Annotated in this window: 17 protein-coding genes; 6 read left to right on the top strand and 11 right to left on the bottom strand. The window is 32.7% G+C overall.

Features of this window, described 5'->3' with window-relative positions; all coding sequences use genetic code 11:
- Window positions 1–100: 100 nt before the first annotated feature.
- Window positions 101–2,536, bottom strand: coding sequence for a heavy metal translocating P-type ATPase (locus ACM55I_RS09235; protein WP_416846478.1), 2,436 nt, complete (start codon window positions 2,534–2,536; stop codon window positions 101–103).
- Window positions 2,537–2,646: 110 nt separating this feature from the next.
- Here ACM55I_RS09235 and ACM55I_RS09230 point away from each other — a divergent pair, with 110 nt between their 5' ends.
- Window positions 2,647–3,327: a Crp/Fnr family transcriptional regulator gene (locus ACM55I_RS09230; RefSeq protein ID WP_416846477.1), complete on the top strand. Its 681-nt coding sequence runs from the start codon at window positions 2,647–2,649 to the stop codon at window positions 3,325–3,327.
- Window position 3,328: 1 nt separating this feature from the next.
- Here the strand turns inward: ACM55I_RS09230 and ACM55I_RS09225 are convergent, their stop codons facing one another.
- The 4 genes from ACM55I_RS09225 to def all read right to left on the bottom strand — a co-directional run bounded on the left by ACM55I_RS09225 (window position 3,329) and on the right by def (window position 6,985).
- Window positions 3,329–4,777 carry an APC family permease gene (locus tag ACM55I_RS09225; protein WP_416846476.1) on the bottom strand — a complete coding sequence of 483 codons (1,449 nt, stop codon included), beginning with the start codon at window positions 4,775–4,777 and terminating at the stop codon, window positions 3,329–3,331.
- 179 nt (window positions 4,778–4,956) lie between these two features.
- Window positions 4,957–5,739, bottom strand: a complete 783-nt coding sequence (gene mazG, locus ACM55I_RS09220) for a nucleoside triphosphate pyrophosphohydrolase (RefSeq protein ID WP_416846475.1) — start codon at window positions 5,737–5,739, stop codon at window positions 4,957–4,959.
- 82 nt (window positions 5,740–5,821) lie between these two features.
- Window positions 5,822–6,307, bottom strand: a complete 486-nt coding sequence (locus ACM55I_RS09215) for a DUF5606 family protein (RefSeq protein WP_416846474.1) — start codon at window positions 6,305–6,307, stop codon at window positions 5,822–5,824.
- Window positions 6,308–6,397: 90 nt separating this feature from the next.
- Window positions 6,398–6,985, bottom strand: coding sequence for a peptide deformylase (gene def, locus ACM55I_RS09210; RefSeq protein ID WP_416846473.1), 588 nt, complete (start codon window positions 6,983–6,985; stop codon window positions 6,398–6,400).
- 196 nt (window positions 6,986–7,181) lie between these two features.
- On the opposite strand from def, the gene ACM55I_RS09205 reads away from it, so the two are divergent.
- On the top strand, window positions 7,182–9,392 hold the full coding sequence (locus ACM55I_RS09205) for an FUSC family protein (RefSeq protein ID WP_416846472.1): 2,211 nt from the start codon (window positions 7,182–7,184) through the stop codon (window positions 9,390–9,392).
- A 62-nt stretch (window positions 9,393–9,454) separates the two neighbouring features.
- Here the strand turns inward: ACM55I_RS09205 and ACM55I_RS09200 are convergent, their stop codons facing one another.
- The 5 genes from ACM55I_RS09200 to ACM55I_RS09180 all read right to left on the bottom strand — a co-directional run bounded on the left by ACM55I_RS09200 (window position 9,455) and on the right by ACM55I_RS09180 (window position 12,828).
- Window positions 9,455–10,951 carry a malate:quinone oxidoreductase gene (locus tag ACM55I_RS09200; RefSeq protein WP_416846471.1) on the bottom strand — a complete coding sequence of 499 codons (1,497 nt, stop codon included), beginning with the start codon at window positions 10,949–10,951 and terminating at the stop codon, window positions 9,455–9,457.
- A gap of 120 nt (window positions 10,952–11,071) precedes the next feature.
- Window positions 11,072–11,488, bottom strand: a complete 417-nt coding sequence (gene ruvX / locus ACM55I_RS09195; protein WP_416846470.1) for a Holliday junction resolvase RuvX — start codon at window positions 11,486–11,488, stop codon at window positions 11,072–11,074.
- 1 nt (window position 11,489) lies between these two features.
- On the bottom strand, window positions 11,490–11,771 hold the full coding sequence (locus tag ACM55I_RS09190) for a type II toxin-antitoxin system RelE/ParE family toxin (protein WP_416846469.1): 282 nt from the start codon (window positions 11,769–11,771) through the stop codon (window positions 11,490–11,492).
- Window positions 11,761–11,994, bottom strand: a complete 234-nt coding sequence (locus ACM55I_RS09185; protein ID WP_416846468.1) for a hypothetical protein — start codon at window positions 11,992–11,994, stop codon at window positions 11,761–11,763. The genes ACM55I_RS09190 and ACM55I_RS09185 overlap by 11 nt, the downstream gene beginning before the upstream one ends.
- Window positions 11,995–12,093: 99 nt before the next feature.
- On the bottom strand, window positions 12,094–12,828 hold the full coding sequence (locus ACM55I_RS09180) for a class I SAM-dependent methyltransferase (protein WP_416846467.1): 735 nt from the start codon (window positions 12,826–12,828) through the stop codon (window positions 12,094–12,096).
- Between the two features lie 146 nt (window positions 12,829–12,974).
- On the opposite strand from ACM55I_RS09180, the gene ACM55I_RS09175 reads away from it, so the two are divergent.
- Genes ACM55I_RS09175 through ACM55I_RS09160 form a run of 4 tightly spaced genes read left to right on the top strand, consistent with a single transcriptional unit; the run spans window position 12,975 to window position 16,711 of the window.
- Window positions 12,975–13,790, top strand: a complete 816-nt coding sequence (locus ACM55I_RS09175) for a 2,3,4,5-tetrahydropyridine-2,6-dicarboxylate N-succinyltransferase (RefSeq protein ID WP_416846466.1) — start codon at window positions 12,975–12,977, stop codon at window positions 13,788–13,790.
- Between the two features lie 35 nt (window positions 13,791–13,825).
- Window positions 13,826–14,806 (top strand): glycosyltransferase family 2 protein, encoded by a 981-nt coding sequence (locus tag ACM55I_RS09170; protein ID WP_416846465.1) that lies wholly within the window; start codon window positions 13,826–13,828, stop codon window positions 14,804–14,806.
- A 20-nt stretch (window positions 14,807–14,826) separates the two neighbouring features.
- Window positions 14,827–15,891, top strand: a complete 1,065-nt coding sequence (locus ACM55I_RS09165; RefSeq protein ID WP_416846464.1) for a glycosyltransferase family 9 protein — start codon at window positions 14,827–14,829, stop codon at window positions 15,889–15,891.
- 31 nt (window positions 15,892–15,922) lie between these two features.
- On the top strand, window positions 15,923–16,711 hold the full coding sequence (locus tag ACM55I_RS09160) for a glycosyltransferase family 2 protein (protein WP_416846463.1): 789 nt from the start codon (window positions 15,923–15,925) through the stop codon (window positions 16,709–16,711).
- On the opposite strand, the gene ACM55I_RS09155 is transcribed toward ACM55I_RS09160, so the two are convergent.
- Window positions 16,697–17,461: a lipopolysaccharide kinase InaA family protein gene (locus ACM55I_RS09155; protein ID WP_416846462.1), complete on the bottom strand. Its 765-nt coding sequence runs from the start codon at window positions 17,459–17,461 to the stop codon at window positions 16,697–16,699. The genes ACM55I_RS09160 and ACM55I_RS09155 overlap by 15 nt on opposite strands.
- Window positions 17,462–17,544 lie beyond the last annotated feature (83 nt).

Genomic DNA, 17,544 nt, shown 5'->3' with positions numbered 1-17,544 from the left:
ACAAAGTTACTTTGACGTTTTGGAGTAAAATATGACATTTGTCATACTTATCGATATATGTTAAATTTATGTGAAATCGCAGCTCAAAACTTATACAATTCTATTTTTTATTTGCGTAATAACTACTCATTACCGTTACAAAACTCACTATGGTTATGGTACTCAACGGCATGATAATAGCTGCAACCAAAGGCAATAAATTACCTGTAATAGCAAATGATAATCCAACCACATTGTATAAAAGTGAAAGCGTAAAACTCATCTTTATAGTTGTTATCGCATTTTTAGATAGCCTCAAGAAATAGCTTAATTTTTGAAATTCACTGGCATCCAGAATAGCATCACAGGCCGGTGAAAAAACATTCACATTTTCAGAAATAGAGATTCCAACATTGCTTTGCGCCAAAGCTCCGGCATCATTCAATCCATCACCAACCATCATCACATTTTTACCTTCTTCTTGTAATTTTTTAATGAATTCTAATTTTTCTTCCGGTTTTTGATTAAAAATTAATTCCGTGCCTTTTGGCAAAAGGTTTTCTAATGTTGACCTTTCCCCTTCATTATCGCCAGACAAAACCTTAATTTGATACTTACAGCTTAGATTTTTAAAAAGTTCCTCTAACCCTTCTCTATATTGATTGTTGAAAATAAATTTCCCATAATAAATACCGTTAATTTTTATATGGACAGAAGTATTCCCCTCCCCAACCCTCCCCGAAGGGGAGGGAGACGAAACAGATAAAGGAGGTATACAAAATTCTTCTGAACCAATTTGAATTATATTCCCTTCTATTTTTACTTTAATTCCTTTCCCTGTAATCTCTTCAAAATCATCTATTTTTAATCTTTTCATTTCAGGTAAAAAGTCATACAGCATTCTACTCAATGGATGATTTGATCCACGAAGTGCGTTTTTTATCAATATTAAATTTGCATCTGTCTCTACTGTTTTTTGCTCCCCTCCTTCGGAGGGGTTCGGGGAGGATTCATAGGAAATATTCGATTTTTTATTAGTCGTAATAGTTCCTGTTTTATCAAAAACTATAGTGTCAACTTTAGCTAATTGTTCAATAACTAAAGCGTTTTTGAGGTAGAATTTTTGTTTTCCTAAAATTCGCAATACGTTTCCAAAAGTAAATGGTGCCGTCAATGCCAATGCACATGGGCAAGCAACAATCAATACCGCTGTAAACACATTAAAAGCTACGTTAGCGTCAATAGAAATCCAATATCCAAATCCAACAAACGCAATTAATAAAAGTATGGGCGTAAAATAACGAGAAATGCTATCCGTTATGGTTTTGTGTTTTTGTTCTACATTTTTTTGGAACACATCATTACTCCACAATTGTGTCAAATAACTTTGTGAAACGGAATGTAAAACCTCCATTTCTATTACTTTACCTATTTCTTTACCACCTGCAAATACTTTATCACCTGATTGTTTGGTAATAGGAACCGCTTCTCCGGTAACAAAACTATAATCGATTTCTGCTTTTTCAGAAATTAAAATCCCATCAACAGGAATTAATTCTTGGTTTCTAATGAGTAATCGGTCGCCTTTTTGAACTTCATAAATAGCAACACTTTCTTCAGAAGTATCGGTATTAATCTTGGTAATTGCTATTGGAAAATAAGATTTAAAATCTCTTTCGAAACTCAAAAAACTATAGGTTTTGATTTGGAACATTTTGCCCAAAAGCATAAAGAAAATCAATCCTGTTAAGCTATCGAAGAATCCAGATCCGTAATTCATAAAGATGTCAAACGTGCTTCGCACAAACATCACTATAATTCCCAAAGCAATAGGAATATCGATATTGAGCATTCTCGATTTGATACTTTTATACGCCGAAACATAATAGCCACTGGCTGAATAAAAAAAACTGGGTAATGATAATATAAAAATGGCTCCTCTAAAAAAGTCTCGGAATTGGTCCAGCCAAAATTCCTTAACTTCAAAATATTCTGGAAATGAAAGCAACATGATGTTTCCAAAACAAAAGAAGGCTACCCCTAATTTATAGGTCAAACTTCTATCGACATTATTAGTCCCCGTTTCATAGTTTTCAAGACTTATGTAAGGTTCATATCCAATGGAACTCAATAAATAAACAATAGTTTTAATAGAAACAACTTCGGGATTGAAAGTGATTCGGACTCTTTTTTCATGAAAATTAACCTGAGAAGTGTTTATTCCTTTTTGAAGACGCTGTAGATTTTCCAAAATCCAAATACACGAGCTACAATGTATGTGAGGAATACTAAGTGAAATAATAGCGGTTGAATTTTCTTCAAATTCCAAAAGTTTGGATACAATACTCTCATTATCTAAAAAATCATATTTATCATTAATTTCTTGCGGGGTTGCTCCTGGGGATTTTTCAAAATCATAATAGCATATCAAATCATTGAGGCTAAAAATCTCGTACACGGTTTTACAACCTTTGCAACAAAATTTTTTGGCATCAAAAATAATTTCATCTTCTTTTATAATATCTAATCCACAATGGAAACAGTTTTGTGTGTCCATAAATTTGCTCATTTTACCTGAAACAAAGGTGACAAATTGAATGAGTTAAAAATATGATATATGTCATATAAATGTCTAAATTTGTAATAGATTTAAAATACCTTCCAATTATGAGCAAATGCGAACAATGTATCGTTAGAGAATTTAGCTCTTTAAAAGCACTTACTAAAGACGAATTACTACAACTTTCTGACTGCAAAACATCTCACACTATTAAAAAAGGAGAAGTGATTTTTGAAGAAGGTGAAAACGTCAATGGTATCTATTGTGTTAAGGATGGTATTTGCAAGCTCACAAAACTGAGTCCAAATGGTAAGGATCATATCGTAAAATTGGTAACTAAAGGAGAATTATTAGGGCAACGTTCCATGATTAGTGACGAACCTGTAAATCTAAGTGCCATCGCTCTTGAAGACATGGAAGTTTGTTTTATTCCAAAGTCGGAAGTAATGGGATACTTTGATAAAAACAATCAGTTTTCAATGAATGTGATGAAAACCATTTGTGGAGATTTGAAAGAAGCCGATGATCTCATGGTCAATTTAGCCCAAAAAACAGTCAAGGAAAGATTAGCGGAAACGCTTATTTATTTACATGACACCTTTGGAAAAAATGAAGATAATTCTTTAAAAATCCAACTTTCAAGAGACGAATTGGCCAGTATGATTGGTACTGCTACCGAAAGCTGTATTCGATTATTATCTGATTTTAATAAACTTGGAATAATTGAATTATCAGGAAAAAAGATAGTTTTGAAAGAAATCAACAAACTAAAAAAACTAGCCGAATAACTTAATCCTTCTTGTCCATTACAAAATAATAAACTGGAATTCCTAACGCTACAATACAGAGTCCCAATCCCGTATTGAACGTATCATAAATCAACAAGGTGAGACAAATCCCCACAGTCACCACAATATAAAGTGCCGGTACAAATGGATAACCAAACGCTTTATAAGGTCTATCTGCATCTGGTTCTTTTTTTCTAAGGATAAAAACACCTAAAATCGTCAATATATAAAACAGTAACGATGCAAAAGTCGCATACGTTAACAAGTCACCAAATTTTCCCGAAATACAAAGCACGCAAGCCCAAATACATTGTACCCATAATGCTTTGGCAGGAACTTGATTTTTATTTAATTCCGTTGCCTGTTTAAAAAATAATCCGTCTTTTGCCATTGCAAAAAACAATCTTCCTCCTGAAAGAATCAAGCCACTATTGCATCCAAAAGTGGATACCATGATTAGCGCAGCCATCACAAAAACGCTAACATTTCCCATAATCATACTTGCTGCTGCTGCCCCAACTCTATCATTACTGGCAAACATGATTCCGTTACTGGCAATATCGGTTGCATTTGGAGTTCCATGCATCGGTAACAAAGCTAGATAAGCCAGATTTGCCAAAACATAAATAACGGTAACAAGCAATGTTCCAAGAAACAAACTTCGCGGAATATTCTTTTTGGGTTCTTTGATTTCTCCTGCAATAAAAGTGACATTATTCCATGCATCACTAGAAAATAACGAATTGATTATCGTGGCTCCTGCGGCGCCTAAAAGTGCCATTCCCGCTAATTTTGTGACCGTAATTGTTCCGTCAGGATTTACAACTGTTTTACTGGCTTCCCACATGTTTGTGAAATTATTGGATAAAACATCCGTTTGTAAACCAACATACAATCCCAAAATAATCAATGCGAATAGCGCTATTAATTTAGCGGAGGTAAGAACCAATTGAACCGTTTTTCCACTTTCTACTCCTTTCGTATTGATAAACGTAAGCAATAGTATACTTGAAATTGCCAATACTTTTTGGTACGAAAAAATAAAACTAGCTCCTATTTTAAAAAGTGTATGGTCTAAAACAGGAAAAAAAATAGCGGCATAATTAGCAAAAGTAACTGCAATGGCTGCAATAACTCCCGTTTGAATTACCGTAAAAACTGTCCAGCCGTAGAGAAAGGAGACTAATCTTCCATAGGCGCGTTGAATATAAACAAATTGCCCTCCAGCATTAGGCATCATTCCAGCTAATTCACCATAACTCAATGCTGCAGCAACTGTTATAATACCCGTAACTAACCATATAACTAATAACCAAGCAGCAGAACCAATATCTCTTGCCATTGCTGACGTAACAATAAAAATCCCTGAGCCTATCATGGAACCTGCAACTAAACTAGTGGCATCAATTAATCCTAAAGAACGTTTTAACTCGGTTTTATTTTCTGGCATTGGGTAATTTTAATTATTTAATACTGAATACTGAACACTAAAAACTGAACACTAATTTTTTTCGCTTCTTCCCAAAATTGAGTTATTTGGAAATCATAGATTTCCAATTCCTATTTATTAGGAAGACGCTTCGCTTCTTCCCAAAATTGAGTTATTTGGAAATCATAGATTTCCAATTCCTATTTATTAGGAAGACGCTTCGCTTCTTCCCAAAAAACATCCATTTCAGCAAGGGTCATATCCATTAATGGTTTTCCCAATTCTCCTGCTTTACTCTCTAAATATTGAAAGCGTTTAATAAATTTTTTATTCGTTCGTTCCAAAGCATCTTCGGGATTTACATTAAGAAATCGGGCATAATTGATCATCGAAAATAAAACATCTCCAAATTCGGCCTCAATTTTATCTTGATCCCCAGCTTCAACCTCAACTTGCAATTCTTCCAATTCCTCTTGAACTTTGTCCCAAACCTGATGCGATTCTTCCCAATCAAACCCTACTCCTTTAACTTTATCTTGAATTCGACTGGCTTTTACTAATGCAGGCAAACTTTTTGGAACACCTTCAAGAACGGACTTTTTACCTTCTTTCAGTTTCAATTTTTCCCAGTTTTGCTTTACTTCTTCTTCATCTTTCACCACTACATCACTATAAATATGAGGATGACGATGAATTAACTTTTCGCAAATTTCATTGCAGACATCGGTCATGTCAAAATCATTCGTTTCACTTCCTATTTTGGCATAAAAAACAATATGCAATAACAAATCACCTAACTCCTTTTTGACTTCGTTTAAATCATTATCTAAAATAGCATCTCCTAATTCGTAAGTCTCTTCAATAGTAAGATGACGTAAAGTTTGCATAGTTTGCTTTTTGTCCCAAGGACATTTTTCCCGCAAATCATCCATAATATCTAATAATCTTTCGAAAGCTTGCACCTGGTCTTTTCTTGAATTCATATTGAAATGGTTTTTTGTAAAAATAAAAAAATCCTGTCCAGAAAATGACTGAACAGGATTAAATATTATTTAAAAATTGAAATTACTCTTTTTTAGCTTTTGCTTTTTTTACAGGAGCTTCAACTTCTGCTACTGGTGTTTCTGCTATAACCTCAACTTCTTCTGCAACTGCAGCAGCTGGTGTTTCATCAGTAACTAACCCTTTTGCTTGAAGCATATTATACCAATTCAAGATTTTCTTTACATCAGAAGGATATACCCTTTCTTCATCATAATCTGGCAAGATTTCTTTAAAATAAGCTAATAAAACAGCATTCTCTTCTTTATGTGAAATTGCTTGACCTTTGTTCTCTTTATCAGCAATTTTTTGCATGATTTCAGCTAACGGTTTTTCGCCTTCATACGTATAAATAGAAATCTCCGACAATAAACTCACATTGCTTTTTAAATTGACTGTAATTTTTTTTCCGTCTAATAATGATTCCGCAACAAACCCAGTACGCGTTTGTACTCTTAATACGTATAAGCCCGGTTTCCCAGAAATGGCTAATATTTTTTCTAAATTCATGTTTTTTTTGTAATTATTTATTAAGAATTTGACTTATTTTTTTTCATTTAAAACCAAAAATCATACCAAGATAAGGCTATAAATGGGAATTTATCTTCCTTTTTTACCAAAAAATTTCATTCGATACTCTTGGAAAGTTTTACCTTCTAAGATGTTTTTAAGCTTCTTTTGAATCAAACGTTTTTTCAAAGACGAAATTTTATCCGTAAACAAAATCCCTTCAATATGATCGTATTCATGTTGGATTACTCTGGCGATTAATCCGTCGAAAACTTCTGTTTTCATTACAAAATCCTCTTCACAGTATTCAATAGTTATGGTTGGATTTCGATACACATCTTCACGAACATCAGGAATACTTAAACATCCTTCATTAAAGCTCCATTCCGTACCTTCTTCTTTTATCATTTTTGCATTGATGAAAGTTTTTTTGAATCCTTTCAATTCCTGTTGTTTAGCATCCTCTAAATCCTCATCATCACTAAAAGGAGTCGTATCGATTACAAATAAGCGAACTGCCAATCCTAATTGCGGTGCAGCAAGTCCCACACCATAGGCGTTATACATCGTCTCGTACATATTGGCAATCGTTTCTTTCAAGTTTGGATGTTCCGGTGTAAGAACTTCTCCTACTTTTCTTAAAACAGGATCACCATATCCTATAATTGGTAAAATCATTATTGTTGTATTAAGTATTATCTACTGTAAATCTGAATATGTCTCCATTTAATTCAGTCTGCAAAAATAGTAAAAAAATAGACAATGAATAATCCTCCATTGATAATTAGTGTTTTTTTACAATTAAGATCAAAACACATCTCTTTATCCTTTGAATAATTCGTACAATTCTTACCTTTGTTAGTAATCCAATTATATGATTTACAGAATCCGAAAATTTACAGACAGCACTTATTTCAATAATGCCTTAAAGGTAACAATAGCGGCAGTCATTCCTGTTTTATTGTTTTCTTTTCTTGGTAATTTTGAAATGGGATTTACTATAGCACTGGGAGCTTTTTTTACGTATCCAAGCGATATTCCAAGTAGTTTAAAACATAAAATCAATGGTGTTTTGGTTACTGCTTTTCTCGTTGCCGGTCTCAATTTGTTAGTGAATATTATGCATCCCTATTCTTGGATTTTTTATCCATTTTTAGCGGTGTTGATTTTCTTGATATCCATGCTTTCTGTATATGAAAAAAGAGCCACAGCGGTTTCTTTCTCGGCGCTACTTGCCGTTTCATTGGCATTTGCACATTTGCATACCGGTTGGGAAATGATTGAATATTCAGGATTAATTCTTGTAGGTGGCTTATTTTACCTTCTAATCTCACTTATTTTCCATTATTTGAGTCCTCATCGTTATATCGAATTAGAAATTGCTGAATGCATTAAACTGACGGCTAAATATTTAAAATTAAGAGGCGATTTATGGACCATAAATGCTGATAAAAAAGCAATTATTGAAAAACAATTACACCTTCAGGTAGAATTGAATACCATTCGACAAAACATTAGAGAAGTACTAATCAGTAGTCATACTACTTCCGGTTCTTCAAATCAAAACCGCAAAATGCTTATTGTTTTTATTTCATTGATAGAAATTTTGGAACTTGCCTTATCCACTTCTTTCGACCATGATAAGCTACATCAAAAATTTGACGATCATCCAAACGTGTTACTAACATATCAAAGCTTGGCCTACAATCTTGCAGCAAGTTTAAAACAAGTATATAAAAGTGTACAAAACCGAACTAAATATGTTTCTAAACATAATTTACTTGGCGATTTAAATGCTTTACAACTTGCAATCACAGAATACGAAAATGACTTAGGAAAAGTTACCGCTTCCGAAGGTGTTTTTATGCTGACAACTATGCTTCAATATGCTGAAAAACAAGTCGAAAAAATAAAAATTGTAGAACGCGCATTCACCCTGGCTATCAATTCATTGGATTTTAAAGGAAAGGATAAAGATTTAGAAAAATTTCTAACACCGCAATATTATCCTTTGAGCACTCTGATTGAAAATCTCAGTTTCTCTTCTACTATTTTTAGGCATTCACTGCGACTAACTATAACTATTTTAATAGGTTTTATCATTGGTAATGTGCTGCCATTTCACAACGTATATTGGATTTTGTTGACTATCATCGTAATCATGCGACCTGGATATGGCTTAACCAAACAACGTTCTTTCCATCGAATTTTCGGTACCATTTTAGGAGGTTTAATTGCATTTGGAGTTCTTACATTCACACACAACAGCATTGTAATCAGTATATTTTCTATCCTTTGCATGCTTTTGGGATTCTCCTTTACACAAACAAATTATAAAGTCAGCGCAACATTTGTGACGATGTATATTGTTTTTATTTATGGAATATTGACTCCTAATATTAGTGATGTAATTCAATATAGAATTTTGGACACCATTGTTGGCGCTGCTCTGGCTTTTCTTGCCAATCACTTTTTATGGCCTTCATGGGAGATTTTAAATATTCCCATTTATTTGGAAAAATCCATAAAAGCAAATGAAAATTACCTGAAGGAAATCTCAATTTTATATAACAAGAAGGGAACCATTTCTACCTCCTACCGATTAGCCCGAAAGAATGCTTTTATCGAAATAGGCAATTTAATGGCCTCTTTTCAAAGAATGATTCAAGAACCCAAATCAAAACAAAAACAACTGCCACAAGTATATAAACTGGCCATACTCAACCATTCCTTACTTTCCTCTTCAGCTTCCTTGGGAACTTATATTCAATCGCACAAAACGACATCCGCTTCTGAGGCATTTAATGTGGTGGTTGATACTGTAATTAAAAATTTGGATAACGCTATTTCTCTTTTGAAAAATGATTCAGATATAAAAGAAGGCCTTCCTAAAGAAGATTTAGCCATGCGTTTTACGGAGTTAAAAAACATTAGAGAAAAAGAATTAAAGGCAGGAATTCCTATTGATGAAGAAGCATTTCAATTGAAAATGCAAGAAGCTCAATTAGTTATAGAACAATTAATTTGGTTGACTAATTTATCCGAAAACATAGTAAAGACCACAAAAGAATTAATGCAATCTTAAAATAAAAAAGCGCTGGAATTAGATTAAACTCTAAAAACCAGCGCTTTTTATTATTTTAAAATCTAATTATTCAGTTTTAGAATTTCAGCAGTATCTTTTCTAATTTCGGTCAATAAAGTTGGATTATCATTCAAAGCCTGACCATAAGACGGAATCATTTTTTTTAATTTTTCCTGCCATTCCGGTGTTTCAATTTCTTCTTTAAAACATCTTCCAATTAAATCTATCATAATTGAAACTGCAGTTGAAGCCCCAGGAGATGCACCCAGTAAAACGGATAACGAACCATCGGCCGTTGTGATTACTTCAGTCCCAAATTCTAATATCCCACCTTCTTTTTCATCTTTCTTTATAACCTGTACGCGTTGTCCAGCTCGTTCTAATTTCCAGTCTTTAGATCTTGCTCCAGGAACGTATTCTCTTAACGCATTAATTCTATCTTTTGGTGATTGACGCACTTGCTCAATCAAATATTTTGTAAGTGTAATATTTTTAATCCCAGCAGCAATCATAGGAAAAATATTGTCTGGCTTTATAGACAATGGCAAATCTGAATACGATCCATTTTTTAAAAACCGTGTAGAAAAACCTGCAAAAGGTCCAAAAAGCAATGCTTTTTCGCCATTTATCATTCGGGAATCAATATGTGGCACAGACATAGGCGGCGCACCAACACTGGCTTTACCATATACTTTAGCCTGATGTTTTGCAATCACCTCAGGATTTGTACATTTCAGCCATTGTCCGCTCACTGGAAAACCTCCAAAACCTTTTCCTTCAGGAATATCAGCTTTTTCTAACAATGGTAATGAACCACCACCAGCTCCTATAAAAACAAATTTAGTATATGCTTTTCTTTTTTGGCCAGTAGCCAAATCTGTAATTTTTATTCTCCACGATTTATCTTCACGTTGTTTCAATTTTTGAACTTCGTGATGAAAATGCATAGTAACACCGTCCAATTGAGTTAAATAATCAAACATATTTCTGGTTAATTCTCCAAAATTTACATCCGTCCCAATTGCCATTGAAGTTGCAGCAACTTGATCTGCATCCTTTCTACCTTCCATAACCAAAGGCATCCATTCCTTTAACTGAGAAAAATCAGTACTAAAAAGCATTTCTTTAAAAAGTGGATTTACATGTAATGCTTCATATCTTTTTTTAAGATACGCTACATTTTTTTCACCCCAAACAAAACTCATGTGGGGAATACTTTTTATAAAATTTTCAGGAGATGAAACTTTTTTCTGTTGAACTAAATAAGCCCAAAATTGTCTGGATACTTCAAAAGATTCTGCTATACTAATTGCTTTTTTGGGATCAATAGTACCATCAGCACTTTCGGGAGTATAGTTAAGTTCACAAAAAGCAGAATGTCCAGTTCCTGCATTATTCCATGCATCAGAACTTTCAGCAGCAGCAATATCTAATCTTTCGTAAATTTCAATTTTTATATCTGGTTGTAATTCTTTTAGGATTAAGCCAAGTGTGGCGCTCATTATTCCAGCTCCTATAAGAACTACTTCACTATTTGAACGAATGGTTGTATCAGGCATAACAAAATTTTAAAGCGCAAAGATACTTTATATAACCATAAAAATTATAACAAATTATTATTAAAAAGTAGGAAATCACGAAAATATCGCAGCCTTTTTAACGTCTTAGAAATAACAATTTTAAAATAATTTTCGCGTCAAATAATCTTGAAGCATTATTGTTGCCGAAATTTCGTCAATCAATCCTTTGTTTTGTCTTTTCTTTTTACTTAAACCACTATCAATCATGGTTTGGAAAGCTATTTTAGAAGTAAATCGTTCATCTACCCTGATTACTTTCATATCGGGGAAATGATTTGTAAAATGAGTAACAAATCCTTTAATGATGGAAGCGCTTTCTGAAGGTTCGCCATTCATTTGTTTGGGTTCGCCAATAAGCACTGCTTCTACTTTTTCTTTTGCAAAATAATCCTTCAAAAAAGCAATGGCTGTTGCAGATGGAATGGTAGTTAAACCCGAAGCTATGATTTGCATTTCATCGGTAACGGCGATTCCTGTACGTTTTTGACCGTAGTCTATGGAGAGTATTCTTGGCATTTTATAAGGAGTGTTTGTGTTTAATAAAACCGAAGACAAATACGGAGTTTTCTACCTTATCAATATAATAAACAACAGTATACACTTTAAAAACATAATCTCTTATATTTTCGTCGTTATAATATATAGATTTCTTAAAAAGGAAAGGTTCTTTTAAATCTTTTCGAATTTTTCGCAATAAATCATTTTTAAACTTTCTAGCTGCGACGGATTTATCTTTCGAAATATAATAAACCTGATCATTTAATTCAAATAAAAATTCATCCTGAAACTTAATTCTCATGCTTAGAAATTGTTTCTTCAAGTACAGTATCTACCTCTTCAAAAGTATAAAATTTTGCTGTTCCATTTTTAATCTTAGCCAAAGAAACATCTAATTTTCGTTTATTTTCTTCGAAATCAGGATCCTCCTGAACTATTTTCAATTCATCCGAAGAGAATGAACTCAATAACTCCAGAATTTTGGCTTTTATTTTTGGTTGAAATTCTAATCTAATTGTTTCCATGATAATTGCATTGATATTACAAATATACAAAATTTCAGAATTCAATGTTTTTTAATGTAGCATTACAAAATTCTTACAATATAAATATCAGCAACATACCTATTTTAATTTTCCGATTCTTAGCAGTAATGGAAATAGCACTTTCTTATTATTTTTTTGCCAGGAAATTTTCAACTCATCATAAATCAAGTCCAAAGGATTTTTATTGTTTTTCGAAAAATAATGTTGTGTGGCCGACCATGTTTCCAGATATCCAATGAGTTCTTCAAAGCTCCAAGTAAAATGATTTACGAACGGTTCCGTAACAATCTCATCAAATGGAAATGGAATCGTTTTATAATTTTCATCCAAGTATTTTCGCTCGGCATCCCAATACGGTCCTATTATATTGTAATAAAAATTTCGTAGTATTTTATCCGAATCTTCATTGGTCGAAAATAATCCATATCCTAATACCGCAAAGAGTCCGTCTGGCTTTAAAATTCGATAAATTTCTTTATAAAACAAATCAAAATCAAACCAATGAACCGCTTGCGCAACCGTTATCAAATCAAATTCCTGATTTTTAAAAAAGGTGTTTTCAGCAGCGGCTACTTTATAAATTATATTATCCGAAGGAATCGCATTATCCAATTGATTCTGACTAATATCAATCGCATAAACGGTTTCAAAAAACCGTGCAAGTTGTTGTGCCACTTGCCCATTTCCGGTTGCAATATCGAGCGCGACCGACTTGCTTTTGACAAATGAAACCAAATAATCAATCAATTCGTCTGGATATTGCGGTCTAAATTTTGAATATTCAGCAGCTTGTTTGGAGAAATTATCTTTCATATTCTAAAGATTTTCATTTATTCATCAAATTTACAACATTTAAAAAACATTAAACACAAAGCAAGTTAAATCTGTAACATTTTCAACTCAATTTGCCTTTTGGCATTTAGCTAAAAAACATATCTTTGTCAAAAAATTTAACTAAAATGAATCCATTACAGACTATTATAGAACTAGCTTGGGAAAACCGCGCTTTGTTACAAGAAACAACAACAACTGACGCTATCAGAGAAGTCATTGAATTATTAGACACCGGAAAATTACGTGTTGCCGAGCCAGTTGGTGAGGGATGGCAAGTAAACGAATGGGTTAAGAAAGCGGTAGTGATGTACTTCCCTATTCAAAAAATGGAAACGTTACATTCTGGTATTTTCGAATATCATGACAAAATGTTGCTAAAAAAAGACTTCGCCGAAAAAGGAATTCGTGTAGTTCCTAATGCAGTTGCACGTTACGGTGCTTATATTTCAAGTGGCGTAATCTTGATGCCAAGTTATGTAAACATTGGTGCTTATGTAGACGAAGGTACTATGGTTGACACATGGGCTACCGTAGGAAGCTGTGCTCAAATTGGTAAAAACGTACACTTAAGTGGTGGTGTTGGAATCGGTGGCGTATTGGAACCTTTGCAAGCTGCTCCGGTAATTATTGAAGACGGAGCTTTTATTGGTTCACGTTGTATTGTTGTTGAAGGCGTTCACGTTGGGAAAGAAGCCGTTCTTGGTGCCAATGTTTGTTTGACAGCCTCTACGAAAATCATTGATGTTACAGGAGATACTCCAGTAGAAATGAAAGGATATGTTCCTGCTCGTTCCGTAGTAATTCCTGGAAGTTATACTAAAAAATTCGCTGCTGGTGAGTTCCAAGTTCCTTGTGCTTTAATCATTGGAACCCGCAAAGCTTCAACTGATTTGAAAACATCATTGAACAATGCTTTACGCGAATATGACGTAGCGGTATAATCCGTTTTCGTTTAAAAATTTTATAAAAAGACCTATTGGATATTTCAATAATTATTGTCAATTACCGTGGTTGGAAAGCCTTAGACGAATGTTTAGAATCTATTGATGTAATTATTTCGGAGACATTTTCTTTCGAAGTCATCATCGTTGATAATTTTTCTAATGACGGACAATTTCCTGTTTTTAAACAAAAATATTCCAAGTTTACATTTATAGAAAATACTGGTAATAATGGTTTCTCAAATGGTTGCAACTTTGGTGCAAGTATTGCTACGGGAAACCATTTCCTTTTTTTAAATCCAGATACAAAACTTACTCTTGAAGCCTTAGAGACCCTTTTAGAAACAGCTATTTCAAACCCTGAAATTGGAATTTTATCCTGTTTGCAAATAAATGAAAACAATATTTTTTACAAACAGAAGAATTTATTTCCGGCTTTAGGACACTTTTTCGGAATTTCAAGATCTCTTTTTAGAAAGCTGAATAAAGCAAAACTGGAAGAACGTTTTAACAATACGGATGATTTATTTTACCCAGATTGGGTTACCGGAGCGGTCATTTTTATAAGCAGGGAATGGTTTAACAAAATTAAAGGCTGGAATGAAGATTACTGGTTGTATTTTGAAGATGTTGATCTTTGTAAAAAGATTTCTGATACTAAAGGAAAAGTTGCCGTAACGAGAAAAGCTACTATTTTTCATCAACACGGTGGTGCCTCCCGATTAAATGTCAAGACAAAAGCACTCACAAAAACGGAAGTGATTATTTCTAAACATGTGTACATTAGCAATCAATTTTCAACAGGAATACAACTCTATTTGCATAGTGTATTGATTTTAGGAGTACTTAGTGAGAAATTAATTTTGTCGTTTTTAAGCCTCTTTTTATTTTTTATTCCAAAATTAAAAGTGAATCGGTTGATGCTTAAAAATCTATCCATTTATTATTTGAATGCTATACAACAGCAAACCTGGATTAGTCCTCGTGCCATGAATTACTTGAAAACAAAATCATAATTTTTTCAAATTTACTTCGAATGAAAATACTGGTAATTCAACAAAAAATGATTGGAGATGTTTTAGTAAGCTCCATATTATGCGACAATTTGCGTAAAGCCTATCCAAAAGCGCAAATTGATTATATGGTTTACGAATCTACACTTGCAGTTTTACAAGGAAACACCAGTTTCGACAATCTCATTCTTTTTGAGGAAAAACATCAAAAAAGCAAATGGGACTATTCTAAATTATTGAAATCCATTCGAGCCGAAAAATATGACATTGTTATTGATGCCTACTCCAAATTAGAAAGCTGGCTTGTTGTATTATTTTCGGGTGCCAAACAAAAAATTTCGTATTGGAAAAAAGGAAGGGACTTTCTTTATACAGATACTGTAAAAAGACAAAAAACATCCTATACCAATTTAGGTCTAATAATTGAGCAACGATTAGCATTACTAAATCCTTTACATCTGGATATTGAATTAGAAACATTTCCCAGAATTTATGTCAAAAAAGAAGAGAATGATGTTGCTGCTACACTTTTTGAATCTCATGGAATAGACCAATCCAAAAAAACGATTATGCTCAGCATAATTGGCAGCAGTGATGATAAAACCTATCCGCTGGAATACATGTCGCAATTAGTAGATTTCATTGCAGATAAAGGTGATGTAAATATTCTTTTTAATTATTTTCCAAAGCAAATTGAAGATGCAAAAAAAATCTACAATAGTTGTAAAGAAAGCACTAAAAAGAAGATTTATTTCTCTGTTTTAGGAAAAAATATCCGAGAGTTTATTGCCATAATGAATCATTGTGATATGATAATTGGTAATGATGGCGGGGCAATAAATATGGCAAAAGCATTAGAAAAACCTTCATTCATTATTTTTTCTCCTTGGATTGATAAAAAAGGATGGGCTACTTTTGAAGATGGAATTAATCATGTTTCGCTACATTTAAGAGAGTTCAAACCAAATTTATTTGAAGGTAAAACGGCTAAAATAATAAAAAAAGAAACTGTTTTATTCTATAAGGAATTTACTCCTGGGTTGATTTTCCCTGCATTAAATGCTTTTTTAGAAACACATTTGAAATAATGCTATATTTTTGTAAATGAGCTAAAAATTAATGAAATACAATCACAACACTAAAATTTCAGTTTTAATAATTACATTAAACGAGGAAAATCAAATGAAAGCCCTTTTGGCTGATTTGGATTTTGCTGACGAAATTATTGTTATAGATTCATTCAGTACAGATAATACAGAGGTTATTTGTAAATCATTCGAAAACGTAAAATTCATTCAGAATAGATTTGAAAATTATTCTTCTCAAAGAAACTTTGCGATTTCACAAGCAAAAAATGATTGGGTTTTATTTCTGGATGCTGACGAACGATTGACTACTGAATTAAAAAATGAAATTTTAATTACTGTAAAAAACAACCTATCATACGCTGCTTTTCTATTCCCGAGAACTTTTATGTTTGAAAACGAAATATTGTATTTCAGCGGAAATCAAAGTGATAAAATATTTAGGCTTTTCCATAAAAATCATGCAGAATATACTTCTGAAAGACTGATTCATGAAAAATTAAAAGTAGAAGGAAAAATTGGTATCCTTAAAAACAAACTCATCCATTATTCCTATGCTAATTATGACTCCTATAAATCAAAAATAATCCGTTACGGAAAGTTTAAGGCGCAAGAGAAGTTTATTAAAAAACAAAAATCGCATTATTTACTTCACCTTCTGCATCCAATCTATAATTTCTTATATAATTATTTTGTCCGTTTGGGTTTTCTGGATGGAAAGAAAGGAGTGATTATTTGTTATCTGAACGCGTATTGCATTCATATTAGATACAATGAACTAAATCAGCTTTGGAATAAAAAACACCCCTTATCGCCAAAATAGCAGTTTCTTTTTTCGGGCAATTTTTCTATGAAATTTCATTTGAAAATCATTGGTATAAAAACACATTTTACTAAAAACTTCTTCGTAGTCCTTATTATAAAGTCTTGCATACTCTTCACTCATTACAGCCAACATTTCAATTTTTGGCGTAAGCCTATGAAAATTTTTCATGCGAGCATCAAAATCCATAATATCATGAAAATTCATGCGGTTCAAATCTACCAAGAAAAATTCATATTGATTTTGAAGTCCCTTTTTAATCAAAGTATTTCCTGGTGAGTGATCTAGAAATTCGATTCCTTTTTCATGCAAATCGAAAGTAAACTGAGTAAACTGTCTCAATATATTTTCGTGATCTGGATAATCTGGATCTAGCACTAATTCTCTAAAAGTTAACTCCGCTTCAAGGTGCTCACTGATATAATAACTATTTTCTAATCCTGAAAATTTAAAATTTTCAGCATAAGCAATAGGTTGTGGCGTTCCAATTCCATTTTCCAGTAATCTATTGGCAAATTCATATGAACGTCTGGCTTTAGATTTTCTAAAATATTTATACGCTATTTGATTAATGACGTGAGGAATTTTGAACGATTTGATATTAATCGTTTTTTCTTCTAAATCAAATAGTTTTATTTTATTTCGGTTTCCATCACCAAAAAGAACTCCATTTGAATTAAAATCACTAATGCTTTTTTTAATCTCCTTTTCTTTAGAAATAAAATTTTTATGAATAATTATTGAACTCATAGAGTGTCTGGAATAAATTTAATTAACAAAAATAGTTAAATGTCTTTTTAGTTTTAGAAAAAAACAGTGTTCCTTTAAATAAA

Source organism: Flavobacterium algoris (assembly GCF_048158525.1).
GTDB lineage: Bacteria > Bacteroidota > Bacteroidia > Flavobacteriales > Flavobacteriaceae > Flavobacterium > Flavobacterium algoris.
Note: the sequence above shows the minus strand (reverse complement) of the source record. Positions and strands in the feature narration are given on the sequence as shown.